The following is a 23,856-nucleotide window of genomic DNA, read 5'->3' on the forward strand; positions in this document are numbered from 1 at the left end:
AATGAATGAAATGAATGCTTTTCAAGGGAAACATGTGCTGGTTCTCGGGTTGGCTAAAAGCGGTTTTGCTGCAGCCAAACTTCTTAAGTCCTATGGAGCTCAAGTCGTTGTTAATGACCGAACTCCATTCGAAGAAAATGAGCAGGCTAAGGTTTTGTCCAATGAAGGATATGAGGTGATTTGCGGAGAACATCCTCTTTCCTTATTGGACCGTCCTACTGATTTTGTGGTTAAGAATCCTGGAATCCCTTATAGCAATCCAATTGTGAGTGAAGCCGTAAAGCGGGAGATTCCTGTGATCACTGAGGTAGAGATCGCAGGGCTGGTGTCGCGTGCGGAAATGATCGGCATTACAGGATCAAATGGCAAAACAACGACGACAACCCTTATTGGAGAAATGCTGAAAAACAGCGGTCGAGAACCGGTTGTTGCCGGGAATATTGGCACCGTTCTTAGTGAGGTGGCCGATCGTTCCAAGGCATCGGAAATTATTGTGGCAGAGCTGTCCAGTTTTCAATTGATGGGCACCCAAGCCTTTGCACCAAAAATTGCGGTGCTTCTTAATCTGTTTGAGGCCCACCTTGACTATCATGGGTCTTTTGAAGACTATGCAGCTGCCAAAGGGAAAATTTTCGGCAACCAGCAGGAAAGCGATTTTGCCGTTTATAACCAGGACGATGAAGCGGTGTTAAATCTTGTTCTTCAGTCAAAAGGAACAAAAGTACCGTTTTCTGTGAAGTCGGAATGTCCGGAAGGGGCATACATAAAAGCAGGAAGCCTTTACTTTAAAGGTGAAGAAATCATTTCATTGAAAGAGATCGTGCTGCCAGGTCAGCACAATTTGGAGAACATTCTTGCAGCGGTTGCAGCTTCCAAGCTGGCGGGTGCGAAAAATGAGCAGATCCGAAAGACATTAAAAACCTTTACCGGAGTTAAACACCGCCTACAATATGTGGATACCATACAGGGACGAAAGTTCTATAACGACTCTAAGGCCACAAACATTCTGGCTACACAAAAGGCGATTTCGGCATTTGGCCAAAAAATCATCCTGCTTGCCGGCGGGCTGGACAGAGGAAATGAATTTGACGATCTCGTTCCGCAGCTGAAGCAGGTCAAGACGATCGTTTTGTTCGGCCAGACTGCTCCAAAGCTTGAGCGTGCAGCCAAAGCTGCGGGAATAGAAGACATCAAACTGGTTGATAATGTGGAGGAAGCCGTTCCTGCCGCTTATCAGAGCTCTACTGAAGGCGACGTTATCCTTCTTTCCCCGGCTTGTGCAAGCTGGGACCAGTTTAAAACTTTTGAACAAAGAGGGGACATCTTTATCAACTCTGTGCATAAACTTAAATAGAGTTTGTACATGCTGGTTTTGGAACGAGCAAATACAGTAGAGTTGAGGTGTTTCTTTTGCCTGCGACACGAAGCACACCGGATATTATTTTAATTGGCACCACCTTGCTTTTGTTATCTATAGGTATCGTAATGGTTTACAGCGCCAGTGCGGACTGGGCTTTAGTAAAGTTCAATGATCCGTTCTTCTTTGCCAAACGGCAGTTGCTTTTTGCCGGGGTAGGGGTGGCTGCTATGTTTTTCATCATGAATGTCAATTATATGACCTGGCGCACCTGGGCCAAGATCCTTTTAATTATTTGTTTTGTCTTGCTCATTGGTGTGTTGATTCCCGGTGTGGGAATGGTGCGCGGAGGCGCAAGAAGCTGGATTGGCGTTGGCGCATTTTCCATTCAGCCTTCAGAATTTATGAAACTTGCAATGATCACTTTTTTGGCTAAATATTTGGCAGAACACCAGAAAAAGATTACATCCTTTAAGAAAGGGCTGATTCCAACACTTGGACTCGTCATGATTGCTTTCGCCATGATCATGCTGCAGCCTGACCTCGGAACAGGCTCGGTGATGGTCGGTACGAGCATTGTCATGATTTTTGTAGCAGGAGCAAGAATCTCCCATTTTGTTGGATTGGGATTTGTAGGGCTGGTTGGATTTGCCGGCCTGATTATCTCAGCTCCTTACCGTATTAAAAGGATCACGTCCTTTCTGGATCCATGGAGCGATGAACTGGGCAGCGGTTTTCAGATTATCCAGTCGCTTTATTCATTGGGACCGGGCGGTTTGATGGGGCTTGGACTCGGACAAAGCCGGCAGAAGTTTGGCTATTTGCCCGAGCCGCAGACCGATTTTATTTTTGCGATTCTATCAGAAGAATTAGGCTTCATCGGCGGGGCACTCGTCCTTCTTTTGTTCAGCATTTTGCTGTGGCGTGGTGTACGTATTGCTCTTGGGGCTCCGGATTTGTTCGGCAGTTTTTTGGCGATTGGGATCATCGGAATGGTTGCCATTCAGGTAATGATCAATATAGGGGTTGTTACAGGCTTGATACCAGTAACAGGGATTACGCTCCCGCTGATCAGCTATGGAGGATCGTCGTTGACATTGATGCTTGCCTCCATCGGTGTTTTGCTGAACATCAGTCGGTACGCCAAGCATTAAATGCAACAAGTAGTGCCGGAATTTTATGGACAAAGAAGTGAAACAGCTGCAGTTTCAGGGTCAACGGTGTTAGCGGCTATAACTTATTTGTCTTTCACATGCCCTGTCATTGTGATGACAGGGCTGTCTTGTTTTTATATACGGTAACGGAGGTGCTTTATGAGAATTGTATTGAGCGGCGGTGGTACAGGGGGACATATATATCCTGCGCTTGCACTGGCCAAGGAAATTAAAAAAATTCATCCGGATGCGGAGATCTTATATATTGGCACGGAAAAAGGCTTGGAGAGCAAGCTTGTGCCCAGGGAGAACATCCCTTTTAATAGCATTCACATTACCGGCTTCAAGAGAAGTCTTTCAATGGAAAACGCCAAAACTGTGATGCGGTTTTTAAAAGGAGTTTCAAAGTGCAAGAAAATTATGAAGGAATTTAAGCCGGATGTGGTAGTAGGAACAGGGGGATATGTGTGCGGACCGGTTGTATATGCAGCAAGCAGTCTGAACATCCCTTCCTTGATCCACGAACAAAACAGTGTGCCGGGTCTTACGAATAAATTCTTGAGCCGTTATGTGAAGAAGATTGCGATTTCGTTCGAAGAGAGTGCATCATTCTTTCCACAGGAAAAGGTGGTATTTACCGGTAATCCTCGTGCATCTGAAGTGATGGGCACGGACGGCGCAAAAGGGAAACGGTCTTTAAACCTTGATCCCGGGAAAAAGACGGTATTGATTGTCGGAGGAAGCCGCGGGGCACGGCCGATCAACGAAGCCTTTCTTGATGTGCTCTCGGAAGCAGGCCAAAAAAGCTACCAGTTCGTTTATGTGACAGGAGATGTCCATTACGAAAATGTACTTAAAGCAGTGAACGAGTCAGGCAGTCCGGCGAACGTGACCATTGTTCCTTTCGTTCACAATATGCCGGAACTTCTTGCAGGGGTGGACCTGGTGGTGGCCCGTGCCGGCGCAACCTCCATCGCGGAATTGACGGCGCTCGGAATTCCTAGTATTTTAATACCGAGTCCTTATGTAACCAACAACCATCAGGAAAAGAATGCGCGTGCTCTGGAAAAAAACGGGGCAGCGGTTGTAGTCCTTGAAAAGGATATGAACGGTTCCCGTCTGCTTGAAGAAGTAGACCGTATTTTGGATAACCAGGAAAACTGGAGCCATATGCACCAGGCATCCAAAGAGCTTGGAATGCCACAGGCGGCAGCCAACGTGGTTAAACTTATGGAAAACATAAAACGCTAAAGCGTTGATATAAAAGAATATAGGGGGGGATTTTTTTGACGACACTTGCAGAACAGCTGCGGGGCGAGAACTTGGGAAAAGTTCTGGAAAACGAACCGCTGAAACATCATACAACATTAAAAATCGGAGGACCTGCCGATCTGTTTTTTGAACCAAACAGCACAAATTCTCTGAAAAAAGCAATGAACTATATTAAGGATTCAGGTGTTCCTTTCCGGGCGATCGGGAGAGGATCTAACCTGCTCGTTTCCGATGAAGGAATCGAGGGAGTTGTCATTAAGCTCGGGGACGGGCTGGACGGACTTGAACGAAATGGGGATGAATTTACAGTTGGTGGCGGATATTCCATCGTAAAACTGGCAACTGTATTGTCCAGAGAGGGATACTCCGGTCTTGAATTTTCCGCAGGAATCCCTGGCTCAGTCGGTGGGGCGGTCTTCATGAATGCCGGTGCCCACGGCTCCGATATGTCAAAAATTCTGAAGAAAGCTCTCGTACTCTTACCTGATGGAGATTTAAAGTGGTATACGAACGAAGAAATGAAATTTTCATACCGAACCTCCATCCTTCAAAAAACAGGAGGAATCTGTGTGGAAGCGGTGCTGGTATTGGAAAAAGGCGACCGTGAAACCATTATGGCGGAGCTGAAAAAGAACAAGGATTACCGCAGAAATACACAGCCTTGGAATTACCCTTGCTGTGGAAGTGTGTTTCGAAATCCGCTCCCTAATTATGCCGGCCAGCTGATCGAATCTTCGGGATTAAAAGGAACCTCAGTGGGTGGTGCACAAATCTCGGATATGCATGCCAACTTTATTGTGAACACTGGGGATGCTAAGGCCGTAGATGTGCTGGGGCTGATTTCTCTCATTAAGAAAAAAATCAAAGAGCTCCATAATATTGATATCGAAACCGAAGTGGAGATAATCGGCAGGAAAAGCTAAAAAATGCCACATCGAGCCCTTCGAATTATGTTATAATTTAATAGACTTGACTCAAACTGGATGTTGACCTTTGAAGAAGAAGAAGAACAGCTGACAAAACGCTGTTTTTCTTCCTCTTTCCATAAGAAGGAAAGTGTTCAGTTATTTGCATTTACATGGGGGAAGGACATGGACAAGCATAAGGTTGTGCCGATTGAAGACCGTATTCCCAAATTAAAGACACAACGGAAACAAAAAACGAACAGAAGAATGGTTATTTACTTGTCCCTTTTCTTTTTGCTGATCATGATTTTTGTTTATTTTCAATCCAGTTTCAGTGATGTAAAAAAAATAACGGTAACTGGAAATGAAAATATTAGCGACGAGGCGATTATCAAGGCCGGAAAAATCGAACCCCATACCAGTTTCCTGAATCTTTCGGATAAAGATATCGAAAAAAATATTGGCAAACTGCAGGAAATTTCCTCTGTTGCAGTACATAAATCGTTTTATAATCATCTCCAAATTCAAGTGAAGGAATATCATAGAGTGGCTTACCTGGAGGAGAAAAGCAAATATTATCCTGTGTTGGAAAGCGGTAAAGCACTGGCTCCCATGGGTAAGAAATACATGCCTGTAAACGCACCGATCATTGCGGACTGGAAGGATAAAGGCCAGCTGAAATCAATGGCAAAGGAGCTGGCAAAACTATCACAAGGGGTGGCACACCGTATTTCCGAGATTCATTTGGACAGCAAGGATAAGGCTGGCAAAAAAGTCATTTTATACATGACGGATGGCTACGTGGTCCGTTCTTCCATCAGCCATTTCTCACGAAAAATGGAGGAATACCCTTCGATTGTCCAGCAGCTTGGCCCGCATCGGAAAGGGGTCATCAATATGGATATTAGTACGTACTTCCGCGAATACGGCGATGAGGAGGCACCGAAAGAGTGAGACCGACTGGCAAGTACGTTTTTTTTTCGATCATCATGCTCGTGACTGGCTTTTTTTTATCGTATTCTTACCAGACGACGAAGAAAGAAGCGGGTACACATGAGACCAGCAGCGAGTGGAAACAGGAAGACAGCTTACGCAGTGCAATCTTGAAAACCCAGAAAACGAACAGAGAGTTAAACAATGAATTAAAAAAAATCCAGCTTCAGATTCAAAACCGGGAAAACAAATTGGCCGATCAGGAGAAAAAATCGTTTAACCTTGTGGAGGATTTGAAGAAATTGAGAGAAGTAACCGGCGGAATAAAAGTTAAAGGTCCTGGAATTGAAGTGACCTTATCGGATGCTTCCTATGTTCCGGAAGGAGAAAATCCAAACAATTATATCGTTCATGAAGAACATATTCGAAGCGTCATTTATGAAATGCTCGTGTCTGGTGCCGAAGCGGTTGCGGTCAACGGGCAGAGAATATCCCATACCAGCTATATCAGCTGCATCGGACCTGTAGTCAGTGTGGACGGAAACCAGTATCCGGCACCGTTTACGATTACGGCGATTGGCGACAAAACTGTCCTTGAAAAATCCCTGAACCTTTCTGTCGTCAATGAACTGGTCAATGATGGGGTAGAGGTTCGAATCGCAAAGAAGGATGAAATTACAATGGATCCTTATTTAAGCAAAGAAGGATGAGTAAATTGAACAGAAAAAGAAGGGCAGTGTTTTCTGGTGTTGCCTGTGTGCTCGGCCTGATGCTTGCTGTTCAGTTTCAGACAACCAACAATCCGGTCACACGGGACACCAGAGACACCTGGGAGCTTCGTGCGGATTTGGAAAAGGAAAAACAGCGGCAGCAGGATTTGAATAATGAAATCAAGAAATACCAGGCCCTGCTCGACAATTATGAGCAATCACGGAAGAAAGAAAAAATAGAGGCCATGCAAAAAGCCCTCGATGATTTAAAAGAAGAAGCAGGTTTGACAGAAGTGAGCGGACAAGGAATTGTAATCACCATCGAACCCTTTAATGAGGGTGAAATGCCTAAAGTGTATCCAGAATTAATCAGAAGGTTAATCAATGAGTTGAACAGATATGATGCTAAAGATATTTCAGTCGATGGACAGCGGATCATCACGACCACGCCCATCCGGGAGGTAAATGGGGAAACGTATATTAACAACCAGCCCATTTCATCCTTCCCAATTGAGATAAAAGTGCTGTCTGATGATGCACAGAAACTTCAGAATAAGATTATTGCCTCAGAATCTGCCGAAGACTTTGTTAGGGAAAACCTCTATATTGATTCAAAGCCTGAAAACCAGCTGACACTGCCCGCTTATGACAAACCCATTCGTGTGAAATACATGAAGCAGGCAAAGGAGGAATTGTAAATGTGGCTGCCGGTCTTGGCTTTAATCATTGGTTTGGTTTTGGGGTTTTTATCAGAGATACGTATTCCCCTCGAATATTCCAATTACCTGTCCATTGCAGTACTGGCAGCGCTGGACACATTGTTCGGCGGTATCCGTGCCCATTTGCAGGGGAACTTTGAAGATAAAGTATTTATCAGCGGATTTTTCTTCAATATTTTGCTTGCTGCCGCACTGGCTTATCTTGGTGTGCATCTTGGAATTGATTTATATTTAGCTGCTATATTTGCATTTGGCGTGAGATTGTTTAATAATATAGCTGTCATTCGGCGGCTTGTTATTTCGAAATGGAGCGATTCAAGAAAAAAGAGTTAACTTTTCTTAAAAACTTAAGAAAAAAAAGAGGGAATATTCCTTGTTTGTGGAATTTATTTCTTAATTAACCCACTCGTATACCGATATAATTACATAACGGATAAACGAATATTGTATAACGGACATTTTAAACTTAGGGAGGTGCCAAAGAATGAACAGCAATGAGATTTATGTTAGTTTAGACATCGGTACATCCAATATTAAAGTTATCATTGGAGAAATGACCAGTGAATCCTTTAATGTAATTGGTGTAGGTCACTCAAAATCAGCAGGAATAAAAAAGGGATCTATTGTTGATATCGATGAAACAGTTCGTTCCATAAAAAAAGCGGTAGATCAAGCAGAGCGAATGCTTGGTATACCGATTAATGCAGTAATAGTAGGTGTAAAAGGAAACCACATCCAGCTTCAGCCATGCCATGGTGTTGTCGCCGTTTCCAGCGAGGACCGGGAGATCGGAGATGAAGACATTGCACGTGTGATTGATGCAGCGCAAGTGGTTTCAATTCCTCCTGAACGGGAAATTATTGATGTCATACCTGGCCAGTTTATTGTAGATGGTACAGATGAAATTATTGATCCACGCGGAATGCTTGGAGTCAGGCTTGAAATGGAAGGTACAATTGTAACAGGATCCAAGACCATATTACATAATTTATTAAGGTGTGTGGAAAGAGCCGGGTTGCAGGTTGCTGATATCTGCCTTGAACCGCTGGCGACTGCATCCATTGCCCTGACACGAGATGAAATGGATTTGGGTACGGCGTTAATTGATATCGGAGGCGGTTCCACTACTGTCTCGGTCTTCGATCAAGGCACCATGCAGATGACCACTGTCCTTCCTTTTGGCGGCGAATTCATTTCCAAAGATATTTCGATCGGCCTCAGGACGACGGCAGAAGATGCAGAAAAAATTAAACTGAAACATGGACATGCATTTGTGGACCATGCGTCCAAGGATGAAACGTTTTCAGTAGCTCAAATCGGATCATCATCAGAACAGGAAATCAGCCAGTATGATTTGGCTTTAATTATTGAAGCACGTATCGCTGAAATGCTTGAATTGGCGGATGAAGAGCTGATTCGGCAAGGTTATGGCGATCTTCCGGGAGGATTTGTTATCACCGGAGGCGTAGCAGCCATGCCTGGCCTGCTTGAGCTGGCACAGGAAATCTTCCAAAATAATGTCAGAGTTTCCTTGCCGGATTATATTGGGGTGAGAGAGCCGCAATATACTACAGGAATCGGTCTCATACAGTTTACGTACCGAAATATTAAGGTACAGGGTAAAGAGGTCGCTTCTGCTCTTACAGAGGGTGCAGAAATCCAGCAGCACCGCAAGAAACAGCCTCAGCCCGCCAAGCAAAGCGAAAAAGCTGGAGGCGGCATGAAATCCAAAGTGAAAAACTGGTTTGGTTTATTTTTCGAATAAGAGACAGGGTTAACTAGTCATTAGGAGGAACGCTCATGTTAGAGTTTGATATGAACATGGATTCATTAGCGACAATTAAAGTAATCGGAGTTGGGGGCGGCGGAAGCAACGCTGTTAACCGTATGATTGAGCATGGAGTACAGGGTGTAGAATTTATTTGCGTCAATACGGACGCACAGGCGCTTAATCTTTCTAAAGCTCAGATCAAAATGCAAATCGGTTCCAAATTGACAAGAGGATTGGGAGCCGGGGCAAATCCTGACATCGGGAAAAAAGCGGCGGAAGAAAGCAGGGAACAGGTTGAAGAAGCCTTGCGTGGAGCCGATATGGTCTTTGTTACAGCAGGAATGGGAGGCGGAACCGGAACAGGCGCAGCTCCGGTTATTGCTGAAATCGCCAAGGAAATGGGCGCATTGACGGTAGGCGTAGTAACACGCCCGTTTACTTTTGAAGGACGCAAGCGTTCCACTCAAGCCATTGGCGGAATCAGCGTTTTTAAAGAAAAAGTAGATACATTGATTGTGATTCCAAATGACAGATTGCTAGAGATTGTGGATAAAAACACACCGATGCTTGAAGCATTTCGTGAAGCAGATAATGTATTGCGCCAAGGTGTTCAGGGGATTTCCGACCTGATTGCCGTTCCTGGACTAATCAACCTTGACTTTGCCGATGTTAAAACCATCATGACGGAAAAAGGTTCCGCACTGATGGGTATCGGGATTGCGACAGGTGAAAATCGTGCAGCTGAAGCGGCGCGTAAAGCCATTTCTTCACCATTGCTTGAGACATCGATCGACGGTGCAAAAGGCGTGCTGATGAATATTACTGGCGGGGCGAACCTCAGCCTTTATGAAGTCAACGAAGCGGCGGATATTGTTTCTACAGCATCCGATCCTGAAGTCAACATGATCTTTGGTTCCGTGATTAACGAGGAATTAAAAGATGAGATCCTGGTTACGGTAATTGCTACCGGATTTGATGAAAGAGAAAACATGCAGGCTATGCAGGCACAGGCTCAACGCCCTAAATTTCAGCAGCAGCCTCCGAAAGCACCGGCAAGCCAGAACGGCCAGCGCGAGGAAGTAACTAACGAAAGCAGACAGGCTCCGCCTTCCCAGCATGAAGCGGACACGCTTGATATTCCTACATTCCTGCGCAACCGTAACCGAAATCGCAGAAGATAACAGGAAAGAGAACGATTAAAGAACGCCTTACTCCATGAGTAAGGTGTTTTTTTTTGCTGTTATGAATAAAAAAATTGTGACAAAATCTCTTAAAATTACAAGAAATCTTGTCTCATGAATTGACAGACTTCCTGTTATGCCTGTTTTATACTAGGTTCATCTCATAGGAAAGGAGAAAACAAATGGCACTATACCTCGATGTCATTTGGTTTCTTAATTTTTGCATCGATTTTCTGCTGATTGTTCTTACTGGGATGGTGTTAAAACGAAAAATGCAAAAATGGAGACTGATTACAGGTTCCTTGATCGGTTCTTTGTATGTATTGCTGCTTTTCGTTCCAAGTGAAATCAGCATGTACCATCCATTGATTAAATTTGGTTTTTCGCTCCTCATCATGGCCGTTTCATTCGGGTTTCAAAAGTTCTCATACTTTTTTAAAAATGTTGCCATGTTTTACTTTGTAAGCTTTGTAACCGGAGGGGGATTGTTTGCCGCACATTATTTTTTGCAGAGTGATTTATCCATTATGAATGGGATGGTGGCCACGAAGGGGACTGGAATGGGGGACGTGCTAAGCTGGGCGTTTGTCTGCATTGGATTTCCGGCAGTCTGGTTGTTTTCAAAAAAGAGGGTTGATGATATCAAGGTACAAAAACTCCATTATACCGAATTGGTCCAGGTGGAGATTCGCATGGATGACACCACCATACATGCGACAGGCCTGATCGACAGCGGAAATAAACTTCATGACCCGATCACCAAGGTCCCTGTCATGATTCTGGATATGAATCAGCATGATAAGCACTTTCCAGAGGAAATCATTTCTTTCTCAAAGGATATTCATGCATTTCCTGACGGTGAAGCCTGTGCCCATCCTTGGGAAGCCCGGTTGAGAATTGTTCCGTTTCGTGCGGTGGGGAAAGACAATGAATTTCTTCCCGCCATAAAGCCTGATGAAGTGAGGATCAACAGCAGAGCAGGAGAGTTTTCATGCACAAAAGTGCTGATTGGCCTTAGCTATACAAGCCTGTCCAGTGAGAACAATTTCAGTTGTATTGTTCATCCTGAGGTGATGTCAAACGGAATGGAACAAATTGCTGCATCATAGAGCAGTCATGGTGGACAAACGCTTATGATTTTAGGGAGAGGGGAGAAGAGCAACATGAAAAAAATCCGGCTGAGACTGACACTATTGTGGTACAAACTGTTAATGAAACTGGGGATCAAAACAGAGGAAATCCACTATATTGGCGGCCACGAGGCACTTCCGCCGCCACTTAGCAAGGAAGAAGAAGCCGTTCTGCTGGAAAAGCTGCCTACTGGGGATAAAGCAGCAAAATCCTTGCTGATTGAGCGGAATTTACGGTTGGTGGTTTATATTGCAAGAAAGTTTGAAAATACAGGAATCAACATTGAAGATTTGATCAGCATAGGGACCATCGGTTTGATCAAAGCCGTCAACACGTTTAATCCCGAGAAAAAAATAAAACTGGCTACATATGCATCCCGATGCATAGAAAATGAAATTCTGATGTATTTGCGCAGAAACAATAAAACGAGGTCTGAAGTGTCATTTGATGAACCTCTGAATGTAGACTGGGACGGAAACGAGCTGTTGCTGTCCGATGTGCTTGGGACGGAAGAGGATATTATTACGAGGAGACTAGAGGCCAATGTGGATCGCAAACTGCTGCTAAAAGCCTTGTTTACTCTGAATGACCGGGAAAAACAGATCATGGAGCTCCGGTTTGGGCTTTCCGGAGGAGAAGAAAAAACTCAAAAAGACGTCGCCGATATGCTCGGAATTTCGCAATCCTATATTTCCAGACTGGAAAAGAGGATCATCAAACGGCTTCAAAAGGAATTCAACAAAATGGTTTAAAAAGGGGCAGCCGCCTCTTTTTTTATTTTGAAATATATTTCCATATTGATCCGCCTTACAGATACATGAATTGCTGCTGTTTTTTTAACTGAAGGCGATGCAGTGCCGCTGCATAAAAATTCCTGCCGGGGAGATACTGATTTTGACTTAAAAACTCCCGGTAGGAGGGAAATCCATTGACCCGAAACAAAGTAGAGATCTGCGGAGTGGACACATCCAAACTTCCAGTATTAAAGAACCCCGAGATGCGTGAACTGTTCACCAAAATGCAGAATGGGGATCCTACTGCCCGCGAAACGCTTGTAAACGGCAACCTTCGCTTAGTGCTGAGCGTTATACAGCGATTTAACAACCGCGGGGAGTTTGTAGACGATTTGTTCCAGGTAGGATGCATCGGCCTCATGAAATCCATTGATAATTTTGACCTGGGACAGAATGTAAAGTTCTCCACTTACGCTGTTCCAATGATCATCGGAGAAATTCGCAGATATTTGCGGGATAACAATCCCATTCGGGTATCCCGTTCACTTCGTGATATTGCTTATAAAGCATTGCAGGTAAGGGATCAGTTAATGAACAAGCTTTCCAGGGAACCAACAGCACAGCAGATCGCCGAGGTGCTTGATGTGCCGAAGGAGGAAGTGGTTTTTGCCCTGGATGCCATCCAGGATCCCGTTTCCCTTTTCGAACCGATCTATAATGATGGCGGAGATCCGATTTATGTAATGGATCAGATTTCTGATGATAAAGCGAAAGACTTTCAATGGATTGAGGAAATCGCACTGAAAGAGGCCATGCGCCGGCTGAATGAACGTGAAAAAATGATTCTGACCATGAGATTCTTCCAGGGCAAGACACAAATGGAAGTAGCAGATGAGATTGGAATCTCCCAAGCTCAGGTATCAAGGCTTGAAAAAGCGGCCATCTCTCAAATGAACAAAAATATTCAAAGCAGTTAATCGCAGCCCGCTTATGCAAGCGGGCTGTTTGTTGTACATGAAAAGGACTGCGCGCTCATATAGTGGTAACAGAAGGGCGGGGATATCATGATCAAAATTTCTGATTTTCAGGTCAAAGACGTTGTGAACATGTCAAACGGCAAAAAGCTTGGACACATTGCAGACTTGGAAATAAATTTAAATACAGGCAAAATAGAAGCACTGATCATCCCGGGGCCGGGAAAGATGCTAGGCTTTTTCGCAAGGGAGAGCGACATTGTCATTCCTTGGCGAAATATCGTGAAGATTGGAACAGATGTCATACTTGTTCGCTATATGGATGCCCAGGAAGCGACAGAGTATATTAAAGAGCCTTTTGACCAGCTGAAAAAATAAATAGCATTATACGCACATGGCCGTTCTGTGATAAAATAAATAGCATAATAACCCAATATTCCTTGTAAAAGGAGAAAATTTTCAGAAGGAAGTGTGTGTGTTGAAAGCTGAACCATTTGTACAGCAAGATAGCTTGTTCAAACTGGATGACTGGATGAGTCAGCTGCCCGGTTTAACAGCAGGAATTACATCACGGCATGATGGTTTTAGCCAGACTCCGTATTCCTCCCTGAATATGGGGTTCCATGTTGGAGACGATCCATCAAATGTTCTGAAAAACCGACAAAGCGCGAGTAAGGCCATTCATGTCCCGCTAGAGTGTTGGGTGGGGACAGAACAGGTTCATGATTCGGTGATCCAAAAAGTGACCAAAATGGATATCGGAAAAGGCGCAAAAGACTTGGAAAGCGCAATAAAAGGCACCGATGGAATATATACAGCAGAACAAGACGTGCTATTAACTTCCTTATACGCCGACTGTGTGCCGCTTTTCTTTATGAGTCCCTCCCGACAGCTTGTCGGTCTTGCTCATGCAGGCTGGAAAGGTACAGTAGGGAGAATCGGGGCTAAAATGGTTGATTTATGGGTAAAGAATGAAGGGGTTCCGTCTGATGACATTTTTGCTGCAATGGGCCCATCCATTGGCAGCTGCTGTTACGAGGTAGATGATTATGTGATGGAAAGAGTGCAGCAAGTCCTGCCAAAAGACAAGGTGGCACTTGTCTATGAGTCAAAAGGCGGTGGTCATTACATGCTCAATCTCAGGGAAGTCAACAAGCAAATCCTAATTCAGTCCGGAATTCATGAAAGCAGAATCATCGAAACTTCCTATTGTACGAGCTGCAGCAACCATCACTTCTTTTCCCACCGCAGGGAAAATGGAAAAGCAGGCAGAATCATGAGCTACATCGGTCGTTTGAAAGGAGCAGAAAGTGAATATCCAGCAGAATCTGTCAGTCATTCAAAACAATATATCTGAAGCTTGCAAGAAAAAAAACAGAAATCCACAGGACGTTAAAATCATTGCAGTTACGAAATATGTGAGTACAGAAACAGCACAGGAGGCAGTCTCCTCCGGAGTGGAACACATTGGTGAAAACCGCCAGGAAGGGCTTTTGGAAAAGCATAATGCCCTCGGCAGAGATGCCACCTGGCACTTTATCGGTTCACTTCAGTCCAGAAAGGTGAAGGAAATCCTTCCGTATGTCGATTATATCCATTCCCTGGACAGGCTTTCCCTGGCCAAGGAAATTGAAAAAAGAGCAGACCGGACCATTAACTGTTTTATTCAGGTTAATGTATCCAAAGAAGAATCAAAACACGGATTGCCGGCTGAAGATCTTGTCAGTTTTGTCGATAAAATAAAAGAGTATCCTCACATCCGGATTGTCGGGCTGATGACCATGGCGCCGCATACCGGAAATGAAGAGATCCTTCGTTCTGTATTCTCAACACTTAAACAGCTGCAGCAGGACATCCAGTCAAAGCAATACGAGCATGCGCCATGCACGGAATTATCCATGGGAATGTCCAATGATTACGAAATAGCTGTCCAGGAAGGAGCAACCTTCGTCAGAATTGGGACCAGCCTGGTCGGCAAAGAATTTTAGGAGGTGCCAATCCATGAGTATAAAAAACAAATTCAAGAGGTTCTTCGATCTTGAAGAAGACGAATATGTATATGAAGAGGTTGTAGAAGAAAACGGGGCGGAAATGGAAGAAGGTGAAACCATGCCTGCCCACAGCAAAAAAAACAAGCAGAATGTTGTCAGTCTGCAAAGTGTTCACCAGCAGTCCAAGGTGGTGCTGCTTGAGCCGAGAGTATATGCCGAGGCGCAGGATATTGCAGATCAGCTGAAAAACAGGCGTGCGGTTGTTATGAACCTGCAGCGCATTCCCCATGACCAGGCAAAGCGGATCGTTGACTTTTTAAGTGGGACCGTGTACGCGATTGGAGGAGACATTCAAAAGTTAGGTCCGAATACATTTCTATGCACACCGGAAAATGTAGATATATCCGGCTCGATTTCAGAAATGCTTGAAGGCGAATAATAAGAACGAGGACGGTGGCATTTATTGGTTGTTTACCAGATTGGAAATTTAATTACTGAACTTATCGGCATCTATCGGTATGTTATTATCGCGTACATATTAATGTCCTGGTTCCCGAGCGCAAGGGAATCATCGATCGGACAATTCATAGCAAGAATTGTAGAACCCTATCTGGCTCCCTTCAGAAGGATCATTCCGCCGCTTGGCATGATCGACATTTCGCCGATTGTGGCCTTATTCGCGTTAACGTTTGCCTCTGCCGGTGTTCGAATTGTATTTAATTGGATCGCCCAGTCCGTATATTAAAGGCAGCGTGGAAAAATGAGTATATATCAGCATTTTCGCAAAGAAGAATATCCTTTTATTGATCAGGTATTGCAATGGAAAGATGAAGCTGAGGAGCGGTATTCGGTCAAGCTGACGGATTTTCTTGATCCGAGGGAGCAGGATATCGCCCAAAGCATCATCGGAAAGGATTCAGAAGCCTCTCTTTCGTTTTGGGGAGGCTCTTCTTTTTCGGAGAGAAAAAGAGCCCTCATCTATCCTTCCTATTTCCAGCCCGAGCCCAAAGATTTTGAGGTGTCGATCCTGGAAGTCCGCTATCCCTCCAAATTCGTCAGCATTGAACACCGTGATGTTCTTGGTTCTCTCATGAACCTCGGAATCAAGCGGGGGAAATTTGGTGACATCATCCAAAATGGGGACAAGCTCCAGCTCATTGCAGCGGAAGAAATCAGTGATTATGTACTGCTGAATGTGGATCGCATCGGCAAAGCGGGCGTAAAGCTTGAAAGAGTTTCAGAAGGCGATTTGATGAAATCAACAGAGTCTTATGAAATAAGGGAGGGCACCGTATCGTCCCTCAGGCTTGATGTTGTCTTGTCGGAAATCTACAATCTGTCCCGTTCCAAAGTTAACCCGCTCATTCAGAGTTCAAAAGTAAAAGTGAACTGGAGAGTGACCGAAGAGGTGTCTTTCCCGGTCGAAGCGGGTGATTATTTATCTGTGAGAGGATTCGGGCGCAGCAAGCTTATGGCCATCGAAGGAAAAACAAAAAAAGATAAATGGCGTATTCAATATGGAGTTTTACAATAATTTATTCCCAATAGAAGGAATGGCATTACGATTGTCGAAACTAGGTAGATAAGAGAAAGCATCATTAGTGGAGGTGGCTTAAATGCCTTTAACACCGTTAGATATACACAATAAAGAGTTTACAAGGGGATTTCGCGGATATAATGAAGATGAGGTAAATGATTTTCTTGATCAGGTGATTAAGGATTATGAGCTCGTGATCCGTGAGAAAAGACACCTTGAAGAGACAGTCGAAAAATTGGAAGAGAAGCTTTCCTATTTTAAAAATATCGAAGAGACACTCAACAAATCCATTCTGGTTGCTCAGGAAACAGGCGAGGAAGTTAAGCGAAGTGCAACCAAGGAAGCCAGGCTGATTGTAAAGGAAGCGGAAAAGAACGCGGACCGCATCATCAATGAATCTCTGGCAAAATCCAGAAAAGTCGCCATGGAAATTGAAGAATTGAAAAAACAGTCTTCGGTCTACCGTACACGGTTTCGCATGCTGATTGAAGCACAGCTGGAAATGCTGAAGAATGAGGACTGGGATGCCCTTCATCCGGCTGACCCGGCGGAAGAATATGAACTGGAGATGAAGTAGAACGCTTGACGTTTAAGCTTCCTGCGCATATAATTTTTAAAAGATTATCATATAGAGCAAACGATGAAGGGGAAAGTACGAACAGCACCCATTTTGAAGAAAGCGAGCCGGTGATGGTGGAAGACCGGTAAATGGCCTGTACGGAAGATCACCCCGGAGTTTCCAAGCTGAACGGATTAAAGTAAGCCTGGCGTTACTTCACGATACGACGACAAAGCGGGTTTTCAATATGGTTTGAAAACCTATTAGGGTGGTACCGCGGGTGGCCTTCTCGTCCCTTTATGTGACGAGAAGGCCTTTTTGTATGCTTGAAATGATTTTTTTATTGATACAGGAGGATGACAATGAATTACAAAGACACATTATTGATGCCAAAAACGGAATTTCCGATGCGGGGTAACCTGCCTCAAAGGGAGCCGCAGGTACAAGAGAAGTGGGAAGAACTGAACATCTACCAAAAGGTTCAGGAACATACAAAAGGGCGTCCTTCGTTTATTCTTCATGACGGACCTCCATATGCAAACGGCGATATCCACGTTGGCCATGCGGAAAATAAAATCTTAAAGGACATCATCGTCCGCTACAAATCAATGAATGGATATAATGCACCTTATGTTCCGGGCTGGGATACTCATGGACTTCCGATTGAAACGGCTTTAACCAAAAGCGGTAAAGTCAAAAGGAAAGAAATGTCGGTAGCGGAGTTCCGCAAAAAATGTGAGGAGTATGCTCTGACACAAGTTGACCGCCAGCGCGGGCAGTTTAAACGCCTTGGCGTGCGCGGTGATTGGGAAAACCCGTATATCACACTGAACAAAGCCTATGAAGCCCGCCAGATCGAGGTTTTTGGCGAGATGGTAAAGAGAGGATTTATCTACAAAGGCTTAAAACCGGTGTATTGGTCACCATCCTCAGAGTCTGCTTTGGCTGAAGCTGAGATCGAATATTACGACAAACGGTCTGCCTCCATTTATGTTGCATTTCCGGTAAAAGACGGCAAAGGCGTACTGGATCAGGATGTGAGCATCGTGATCTGGACCACAACACCGTGGACAATTCCTGCAAACCTTGGGATTTCTGTTCACCCTGATCTGGATTATGTTGTTGTAGAGGCAGCAGGAAGAAAGCTTCTTGTCGCCCAGGCACTTCTGGAACAGCTGCAAAAAGAATTGGAGTGGAACGAGGTTTCTGTTCTCCAAACGGTAAAAGGAAAAGAGCTTGAATATGTGGTGGCAAAGCATCCATTCTATGACCGTGATTCACTGGTGATGTGCGGAGAGCATGTAACCACGGATGCAGGTACCGGAGCTGTTCATACAGCACCAGGACACGGGGAGGATGACTTCCTTGTCGGAAAACGATACAACCTGGATGTACTTTGCCCTGTGGATGACCGCGGAGTCCTGACAAAAGAAGCACCTGGTTTTGAAGGCCTGTTTTATGATGAAGCGAACAAAAACATTACTCAAAAGCTTGAAGAAGCAGGGGCCCTGTTGAAATTATCGTTCATTACCCACTCCTATCCGCATGACTGGAGAACAAAGAAACCGGTTATTTTTCGGGCAACTGCTCAATGGTTTGCTTCCATCAAAGGAATGCGAGAAGATATGCTGAATGCGGTAAAAGAAGTAAACTGGATTCCGAACTGGGGAGAAACAAGACTGTTCAACATGATCAAAGACCGTGAAGACTGGTGTATCTCCAGACAGCGTGCATGGGGCGTTCCGATTCCTGTGTTTTACGGTGAAGACGGCGAACCGATTATGACCGAAGAAACGATCAATCATGTGGTGGGCTTGTTCCGTGAGCATGGTTCCAATGTGTGGTTTGAGCGAGAAGCAAAAGATCTTCTGCCGGAAGGCTTTACTTCTCCGCACAGTCCGAATGGCCGATTTACGAAAGAAACAGATATTATGGATGTATGGTTTGATTCTGGTTCCTCTCATTGGAGCGTACTTGAGGAACGCAGCGATCTTACCCGTCCTGCTGATCTTTACCTTGAAGGATCTGACCAATATCGCGGATGGTTTAACTCATCCCTTTCCACCTCAGTGGCGATTACTGGCAAGGCACCGTATAAATCGGTATTGAGCCATGGATTTGTACTCGATGGTGAAGGACGGAAAATGAGTAAGTCCATCGGTAATGTAATGGATCCGATCAAAGTGATGAACCAGCTGGGTGCGGATATTCTCCGTCTTTGGGTTTCATCCGTTGATTACCAGGCAGATGTCAGGGTATCCGACGAAATTCTGAAGCAAGTGGCGGAAGTCTACAGAAAAATCCGTAACACACTGCGCTTCCTGCTTGGCAACCTTAATGGTTTTGATCCAAAAACCAACTCGCTTCCATTTGAAGAGCTGGGACAAATTGATCAGTACATGCTTGTGAAGCTAAACAAACTGATCGACCGCGTCAAAAAATCGTATGATGAGTATCAGTTCCTGGCCGTATACAATGCGATCCATAACTTCTGTACCATCGATCTTTCATCATTCTATCTGGATATTGCAAAAGACACCTTGTACATCCAGGCTGAAGATGACATCAAACGCAGAAGCATTCAAACGGTTCTGTATGAAGCTCTTATGGCCATCACGAAGCTTACGGCTCCAATCCTTACTCACACAGCAGATGAAGTTTGGAAATATATCCCGGGTGTAACAGAGGAAAGCGTACAATTAACAAGTATGCCGGAATCAGTTTCCTATCCTGGTGAAGAAGAGCTCGTCAAGGAGTGGGATCGTTTCATGGATCTTCGGGATGAAGTGCTAAAAGCCCTTGAAGTAGCACGTAATGAGAAAGTGATCGGTAAATCGTTGACCGCTTCGATTACCCTTTATCCATCAGCAGACGTGAAATCCTGGCTTGAGAACGTGGAAGACCTCAATAAATTATTCATCGTTTCAGAAGCGCGCATTGGAGGAACAAAGGACGCAGCACCAGAAGAAGCGGTTCAGTATGATCAGCTTGCTGTCTCCGTTAAGCCCGCTGAAGGCGAAACATGTGAACGCTGCTGGGTCGTATCTCCAGAAGTCGGCACAAATGAAAAGTATCCTACACTTTGCCCGTCTTGTGCAGAGATTGTAGCGAACCATTACGATAAAGAATAGTTTGAACAGAAGCTCCTTCCTTGCGGCCGTGCTTGCGGCTTTGGAGGGAGTTTTTTCTTTTGGCTTCAGCGAAGCTTGCAGATTTTTGTCCTTTACATTGTGCGGATCCTTCTGCATGTGCTAAAATTTGAAAGAACATACTAAGGAATCGGAGGAAATCGAGTGTTCTATTATATACTGGCCCTTTTCGTACTTGGCCTGGATCAGGTTACAAAATGGATGATCGTGAAGAACATGCATTTTGGAGAAAGCATCACTGTGATTGAAAATGTTTTTTACATTACCTCCCACCGGAACAGAGGGGCAGCCTTCGGTATCCTGCAAAATCAGATGTGGTTTTTTATTATCATTACCATCGCCGTGATTTTTGCAGTGATCTACTACATGCAAAAGCATGCCAAACACCAGCCGCTCTTGCGTCTCGCTTTGGGATTGGTCCTTGGCGGAGCCACAGGGAACTTTTTGGACCGCATCATCCGCAAGGAAGTGGTGGACTTTCTGGATGTTAAAATAGGCAGCTATAACTATCCGATTTTTAATGTAGCAGATTCCGCCCTCGTCATTGGGGTGATTCTGATATTTATACAAACCCTAATGGAAAGCAAGAGTAAAAAGGAGAACATGAATGGAGCACATAGAAGTTAACATTGAAGAAGAGCATCAATCCGAGCGGATTGACAAAGTCATTGCGTCCGTTGATCCGGGCTGGTCGCGTTCACAGGTTCAGAACTGGGTAAAAGACGGAAATGTCACCGTCAACGGTAAGCAAATCAAAACCAATTACAAGGTCAGCACAGGAGATGTGGTTTCCATTACGATTCCCGATCCATCGCCACTTGATGTGGTACCGGAAGAAATGGATCTTGATATTGTATATGAAGATCACGATGTACTCGTCGTGAACAAACCAAGAGGAATGGTTGTCCATCCGGCCGCCGGGAACTATACAGGTACGCTCGTAAACGGTCTTATGGCTCACTGCAAAGACCTCTCGGGTATTAATGGCGTACTTCGTCCTGGAATCGTTCACCGTATTGATAAGGATACGACAGGACTCCTTATGGTCGCCAAAAACGATATGGCCCATGAATCACTGGTAAACCAGTTGAAAGCAAAAACAACGAAAAGGAAATATAAAGCGATTGTACATGGTGTCATGCCTCATGATCGCGGAACCATTGATGCACCGATTGGCCGCGATAAGACCGATCGTCAGAAAATGACCGTTACAGATGAAAACAGCAGAGACGCCGTCACTCATTTTAACGTCCTGGAACGGTATGACGGATTTACCCTTGTTGAATGTCAACTGGAAACGGGAAGAACCCATCAAATCCGTGTGCATATGAAATATATCGGTTTTCCTTTGGCAGGAGATCCGAAATACGGCCCCAAAAAAACACTGGACATCAACGGTCAGGCTCTTCATGCCGGAGTTCTCGGTTTCCAGCATCCAAGACGTGACACTTATATGGAATTTGAAGCACCACTTCCAAAAGACATGGAAGCCCTGCTCGACAAGCTTCGACGAAAAATGGGTTGACAGGACCCATTGGGTCTGCAATAATATAAACAACTGAATGATCCTTTAACCACAGTCCCGTGAGGCTGAGAAGGAAAACGGAATTAGGCTATAGGCCTAACTATATCCTCTCGTCTATACGGCGAGAGGACTTTTTTGTGTAAACAAAAGGACATTCGCGCAAGATAAGCCATAACCAATTACAGAGTAGGTGAGCAGAACATGCAAAAAGCCGTCATTATGGACGATCAGGCCATCCGCAGGGGATTAACGAGGATCGCCCACGAGATTATCGAAAGGAATAAAGGAATCGATGATGTCGTATTGGTCGGAATCAAAACGCGGGGAGAGTTTTTGGCCAAGCGGCTGGCCGAACGGATCGAGAACATCGAAGGCAAGGCCGTAAAGGTTGGGGACATTGATATCACATTGTATCGTGATGACCTGAAAGTAAAGACGGAAAATCTTGAACCGGAACTAAAAGGAACAGACATCCCGGATATAACCAATCAGAAAGTCATCCTGGTGGATGATGTTCTTTATACGGGCAGAACCGTGAGAGCAGCTATGGATGCCGTTATGGACCTTGGCCGGCCAGCTTCCATTCAACTGGCTGTCCTTATCGACAGAGGGCACAGGGAGCTGCCGATACGGGCAGACTTTATCGGAAAAAATGTTCCAACTTCTAATACTGAAATCATCACCGCTTCATTGGCGGAAGTGGATGGCACGGACGAAGTATCCATCCACGAAAAATAAAACATGCACATCCCTTTAAAAACGAGTCCAGAGAGACCAGCAAGGGAGGACCGAAACACAGGTGATTCTTCATGACTGTGTCTTCAACCCACCTCCTTATCTGGCATAGGAGGTATTTTTTATGCAAAAAAACATGCACAAACAACGAGAGAACCATGAAAAAAATAACCAAACAGCTGTGCTTGATGTCCGGGATGTCCCGAAGATTCATCAGTGGCTGACCTTGAGCCTGCAGCATTTGTTTGCAATGTTCGGGGCCACAGTGCTTGTGCCTTTCCTTGTAAAGCTCGATCCGGGGGTTGCTCTGGTATCGAGCGGATTGGCAACACTGGCCTACCTTCTCGTAACGAAAGGCCAAATACCGGCGTACTTGGGGTCATCCTTTGCCTTTATCTCACCGATCATCGCTGTAAAAGCACTCGGAGGCCCGGAAGCTGCAATGCTCGGCAGCTTTCTTGCGGGTCTGGTTTACGGAGCGGTTGCTTTGATTATCAAGACGAGCGGGCTGAAATGGCTTATGAGGATTATGCCGCCAGTCGTTGTTGGGCCAGTAATTATCGTCATTGGGCTGGGCCTTGCGAACACAGCGGTGGGCATGGCCATGAATGATCCGGCAACTAAAGCATACAGCCTGTCACACTTTACGGTGGCATTGTTTACTCTCGCAGTAACCATCGTATGTTCCATGTACTTTAAAGGGATTCTGGGAATTATCCCGATCCTCATCGGCATCATCTCAGGCTATCTGTTTGCTCTATCCAGAGGAATGGTGGACCTTTCCGGTGTCAAAGCGGCAAGCTGGTTTGATACGCCGGAATTCATGTTCCCATTTGTCTCCTACACACCGCATTTTACTTGGTCCATCGCACTGATCATGATGCCGGTGGCAACCGTAACGATTGCCGAGCATATCGGCCACCAGCTTGTTCTGAGCAAAGTGGTAGGGCGGAACTTTTTGGAGAAGCCGGGTCTGCATCGTTCCATCCTGGGAGACGGTATCGGGGTCATGATTGGTTCCCTGATCGGAGGGCCTCCGGTTACAACGTACGGGGAAAACATCGGAGTACTGGCCATTACAAGGGTATTCTCGGTGTTTGTTATAGGCGGTGCGGCTGTGGCTGCCATCTGCTTCGGTTTCTCCGGTAAGGTGACAGCGCTAATCAGCTCAGTGCCATCCCCGGTCATGGGCGGGGTATCCATCCTGCTGTTTGGGATTATCGCTTCCAGCGGTTTGAGAATGCTGATTGACAATCAGATTGATTTTGGAAACAAGCGAAATCTGATCATTGCATCCGTTATCCTGGTAACCGGAATCGGCGGAGCTGTCCTGCAGTTCACCGAAACTCTTCAGCTTGCCGGCATGGCGCTTGCGACGCTGATTGGAGTGTTTTTGAACCTGGTGCTGCCAGGCAGGGAAAACGACTCAGAACTGCTTAATAAAATGTTTGGCGTTTCAGATAACGATCCAGCTGCATAATGGTCACCTTTTAACTAAGTACGAGAGACTTGAAAGGGT

General features: G+C 45.1%; 25 protein-coding genes and 1 other annotated feature. All 25 genes read left to right on the forward strand.

Features of this window, described 5'->3' with window-relative positions; translation table 11 throughout:
- Position 1 precedes the first annotated feature (1 nt).
- The 25 genes from murD (at position 2) to AS030_RS05630 (ending at position 23,817) form a co-directional block, all read left to right on the forward strand.
- Complete coding sequence (gene murD / locus AS030_RS05510) at positions 2 to 1,354, forward strand: UDP-N-acetylmuramoyl-L-alanine--D-glutamate ligase (RefSeq protein ID WP_061969262.1); 1,353 nt, start codon at positions 2 to 4, stop codon at positions 1,352 to 1,354.
- Positions 1,355 to 1,410: 56 nt separating this feature from the next.
- Positions 1,411 to 2,511: a stage V sporulation protein E gene (gene spoVE / locus AS030_RS05515; RefSeq protein ID WP_061969264.1), complete on the forward strand. Its 1,101-nt coding sequence runs from the start codon at positions 1,411 to 1,413 to the stop codon at positions 2,509 to 2,511.
- Positions 2,512 to 2,670: 159 nt separating this feature from the next.
- A complete protein-coding gene (gene murG / locus AS030_RS05520; RefSeq protein ID WP_061969266.1) occupies positions 2,671 to 3,762 on the forward strand; it encodes an undecaprenyldiphospho-muramoylpentapeptide beta-N-acetylglucosaminyltransferase in 1,092 nt (363 codons plus the stop codon).
- A gap of 35 nt (positions 3,763 to 3,797) precedes the next feature.
- Complete coding sequence (gene murB, locus AS030_RS05525) at positions 3,798 to 4,706, forward strand: UDP-N-acetylmuramate dehydrogenase (RefSeq protein ID WP_061969268.1); 909 nt, start codon at positions 3,798 to 3,800, stop codon at positions 4,704 to 4,706.
- A gap of 168 nt (positions 4,707 to 4,874) precedes the next feature.
- A complete protein-coding gene (locus AS030_RS05530) occupies positions 4,875 to 5,642 on the forward strand; it encodes a cell division protein FtsQ/DivIB (RefSeq protein ID WP_061971567.1) in 768 nt (255 codons plus the stop codon).
- Positions 5,639 to 6,331 (forward strand): DUF881 domain-containing protein, encoded by a 693-nt coding sequence (locus AS030_RS05535; RefSeq protein ID WP_240482210.1) that lies wholly within the window; start codon positions 5,639 to 5,641, stop codon positions 6,329 to 6,331. Before AS030_RS05530 ends, AS030_RS05535 begins: the two co-directional genes overlap by 4 nt.
- A gap of 5 nt (positions 6,332 to 6,336) precedes the next feature.
- Positions 6,337 to 7,029 (forward strand): DUF881 domain-containing protein, encoded by a 693-nt coding sequence (locus AS030_RS05540; RefSeq protein ID WP_061969269.1) that lies wholly within the window; start codon positions 6,337 to 6,339, stop codon positions 7,027 to 7,029.
- Positions 7,030 to 7,383, forward strand: a complete 354-nt coding sequence (locus AS030_RS05545; RefSeq protein ID WP_061969271.1) for a small basic family protein — start codon at positions 7,030 to 7,032, stop codon at positions 7,381 to 7,383.
- 151 nt (positions 7,384 to 7,534) lie between these two features.
- Positions 7,535 to 8,815 (forward strand): cell division protein FtsA, encoded by a 1,281-nt coding sequence (gene ftsA / locus AS030_RS05550; protein WP_061969273.1) that lies wholly within the window; start codon positions 7,535 to 7,537, stop codon positions 8,813 to 8,815.
- A gap of 35 nt (positions 8,816 to 8,850) precedes the next feature.
- Positions 8,851 to 10,002: a cell division protein FtsZ gene (gene ftsZ, locus AS030_RS05555; RefSeq protein ID WP_061969275.1), complete on the forward strand. Its 1,152-nt coding sequence runs from the start codon at positions 8,851 to 8,853 to the stop codon at positions 10,000 to 10,002.
- Between the two features lie 182 nt (positions 10,003 to 10,184).
- Positions 10,185 to 11,111 (forward strand): sigma-E processing peptidase SpoIIGA, encoded by a 927-nt coding sequence (gene spoIIGA, locus AS030_RS05560; protein WP_061969277.1) that lies wholly within the window; start codon positions 10,185 to 10,187, stop codon positions 11,109 to 11,111.
- Between the two features lie 54 nt (positions 11,112 to 11,165).
- Positions 11,166 to 11,885, forward strand: a complete 720-nt coding sequence (gene sigE / locus AS030_RS05565; protein ID WP_061969279.1) for an RNA polymerase sporulation sigma factor SigE — start codon at positions 11,166 to 11,168, stop codon at positions 11,883 to 11,885.
- 176 nt (positions 11,886 to 12,061) lie between these two features.
- Complete coding sequence (gene sigG, locus AS030_RS05570; RefSeq protein WP_061969281.1) at positions 12,062 to 12,844, forward strand: RNA polymerase sporulation sigma factor SigG; 783 nt, start codon at positions 12,062 to 12,064, stop codon at positions 12,842 to 12,844.
- An 87-nt stretch (positions 12,845 to 12,931) separates the two neighbouring features.
- Entirely contained in the window at positions 12,932 to 13,219 is a 288-nt protein-coding gene (locus AS030_RS05575) for a YlmC/YmxH family sporulation protein (protein WP_061969283.1), read from the forward strand.
- 97 nt (positions 13,220 to 13,316) lie between these two features.
- Complete coding sequence (gene pgeF, locus AS030_RS05580; protein ID WP_240482211.1) at positions 13,317 to 14,198, forward strand: peptidoglycan editing factor PgeF; 882 nt, start codon at positions 13,317 to 13,319, stop codon at positions 14,196 to 14,198.
- Positions 14,152 to 14,829: a YggS family pyridoxal phosphate-dependent enzyme gene (locus AS030_RS05585; RefSeq protein ID WP_061969284.1), complete on the forward strand. Its 678-nt coding sequence runs from the start codon at positions 14,152 to 14,154 to the stop codon at positions 14,827 to 14,829. The genes pgeF and AS030_RS05585 overlap by 47 nt, the downstream gene beginning before the upstream one ends.
- Positions 14,830 to 14,842: 13 nt before the next feature.
- Positions 14,843 to 15,271, forward strand: coding sequence for a cell division protein SepF (locus tag AS030_RS05590; RefSeq protein WP_061969286.1), 429 nt, complete (start codon positions 14,843 to 14,845; stop codon positions 15,269 to 15,271).
- Positions 15,272 to 15,295: 24 nt separating this feature from the next.
- Positions 15,296 to 15,577, forward strand: a complete 282-nt coding sequence (locus AS030_RS05595; protein ID WP_061969288.1) for a YggT family protein — start codon at positions 15,296 to 15,298, stop codon at positions 15,575 to 15,577.
- A 15-nt stretch (positions 15,578 to 15,592) separates the two neighbouring features.
- Positions 15,593 to 16,366, forward strand: coding sequence for a YlmH family RNA-binding protein (locus tag AS030_RS05600; protein ID WP_061969289.1), 774 nt, complete (start codon positions 15,593 to 15,595; stop codon positions 16,364 to 16,366).
- 82 nt (positions 16,367 to 16,448) lie between these two features.
- On the forward strand, positions 16,449 to 16,946 hold the full coding sequence (locus AS030_RS05605; RefSeq protein WP_061969291.1) for a DivIVA domain-containing protein: 498 nt from the start codon (positions 16,449 to 16,451) through the stop codon (positions 16,944 to 16,946).
- 54 nt (positions 16,947 to 17,000) lie between these two features.
- Positions 17,001 to 17,228: a binding site (T-box leader), on the forward strand.
- Between the two features lie 62 nt (positions 17,229 to 17,290).
- Positions 17,291 to 20,059, forward strand: coding sequence for an isoleucine--tRNA ligase (gene ileS, locus AS030_RS05610; RefSeq protein WP_061969293.1), 2,769 nt, complete (start codon positions 17,291 to 17,293; stop codon positions 20,057 to 20,059).
- A gap of 162 nt (positions 20,060 to 20,221) precedes the next feature.
- A complete protein-coding gene (gene lspA, locus AS030_RS05615; RefSeq protein WP_061969295.1) occupies positions 20,222 to 20,704 on the forward strand; it encodes a signal peptidase II in 483 nt (160 codons plus the stop codon).
- The gene (locus tag AS030_RS05620; protein WP_061969297.1) at positions 20,685 to 21,602 is read left to right on the forward strand and encodes an RluA family pseudouridine synthase; all 918 of its coding nucleotides are present in this window, start codon (positions 20,685 to 20,687) and stop codon (positions 21,600 to 21,602) included. The genes lspA and AS030_RS05620 overlap by 20 nt, the downstream gene beginning before the upstream one ends.
- Before the next feature lie 201 nt (positions 21,603 to 21,803).
- Positions 21,804 to 22,340, forward strand: coding sequence for a bifunctional pyr operon transcriptional regulator/uracil phosphoribosyltransferase PyrR (gene pyrR, locus AS030_RS05625; RefSeq protein WP_061969299.1), 537 nt, complete (start codon positions 21,804 to 21,806; stop codon positions 22,338 to 22,340).
- Positions 22,341 to 22,473: 133 nt separating this feature from the next.
- Positions 22,474 to 23,817 (forward strand): solute carrier family 23 protein, encoded by a 1,344-nt coding sequence (locus AS030_RS05630; RefSeq protein WP_061971568.1) that lies wholly within the window; start codon positions 22,474 to 22,476, stop codon positions 23,815 to 23,817.
- The last annotated feature ends 39 nt before the right edge of the window (positions 23,818 to 23,856 follow it).

It is taken from the genome of Fictibacillus enclensis, assembly GCF_001457035.1.
GTDB classification, from domain to species: Bacteria; Bacillota; Bacilli; order Bacillales; family Fictibacillaceae; genus Fictibacillus_C; species Fictibacillus_C enclensis.

What these genes read in the sequence shown, in the direction of transcription:
- AS030_RS05600 (WP_061969289.1), top strand. Translation starts at nt 15,593, where the DNA reads ATGAGTATATATCAGCATTTTCGCAAAGAAGAATATCCTTTTATTGAT.
- pyrR (WP_061969299.1), top strand. Translation starts at nt 21,804, where the DNA reads ATGCAAAAAGCCGTCATTATGGACGATCAGGCCATCCGCAGGGGATTA.
- murD (WP_061969262.1), top strand. Translation starts at nt 2, where the DNA reads ATGAATGAAATGAATGCTTTTCAAGGGAAACATGTGCTGGTTCTCGGG.
- AS030_RS05530 (WP_061971567.1), top strand. Translation starts at nt 4,875, where the DNA reads ATGGACAAGCATAAGGTTGTGCCGATTGAAGACCGTATTCCCAAATTA.
- sigE (WP_061969279.1), top strand. Translation starts at nt 11,166, where the DNA reads ATGAAAAAAATCCGGCTGAGACTGACACTATTGTGGTACAAACTGTTA.
- ileS (WP_061969293.1), top strand. Translation starts at nt 17,291, where the DNA reads ATGAATTACAAAGACACATTATTGATGCCAAAAACGGAATTTCCGATG.
- ftsA (WP_061969273.1), top strand. Translation starts at nt 7,535, where the DNA reads ATGAACAGCAATGAGATTTATGTTAGTTTAGACATCGGTACATCCAAT.
- AS030_RS05545 (WP_061969271.1), top strand. Translation starts at nt 7,030, where the DNA reads ATGTGGCTGCCGGTCTTGGCTTTAATCATTGGTTTGGTTTTGGGGTTT.
- AS030_RS05605 (WP_061969291.1), top strand. Translation starts at nt 16,449, where the DNA reads ATGCCTTTAACACCGTTAGATATACACAATAAAGAGTTTACAAGGGGA.
- AS030_RS05630 (WP_061971568.1), top strand. Translation starts at nt 22,474, where the DNA reads ATGCACAAACAACGAGAGAACCATGAAAAAAATAACCAAACAGCTGTG.
- AS030_RS05620 (WP_061969297.1), top strand. Translation starts at nt 20,685, where the DNA reads ATGGAGCACATAGAAGTTAACATTGAAGAAGAGCATCAATCCGAGCGG.
- ftsZ (WP_061969275.1), top strand. Translation starts at nt 8,851, where the DNA reads ATGTTAGAGTTTGATATGAACATGGATTCATTAGCGACAATTAAAGTA.
- spoIIGA (WP_061969277.1), top strand. Translation starts at nt 10,185, where the DNA reads ATGGCACTATACCTCGATGTCATTTGGTTTCTTAATTTTTGCATCGAT.
- murG (WP_061969266.1), top strand. Translation starts at nt 2,671, where the DNA reads ATGAGAATTGTATTGAGCGGCGGTGGTACAGGGGGACATATATATCCT.
- AS030_RS05575 (WP_061969283.1), top strand. Translation starts at nt 12,932, where the DNA reads ATGATCAAAATTTCTGATTTTCAGGTCAAAGACGTTGTGAACATGTCA.
- AS030_RS05590 (WP_061969286.1), top strand. Translation starts at nt 14,843, where the DNA reads ATGAGTATAAAAAACAAATTCAAGAGGTTCTTCGATCTTGAAGAAGAC.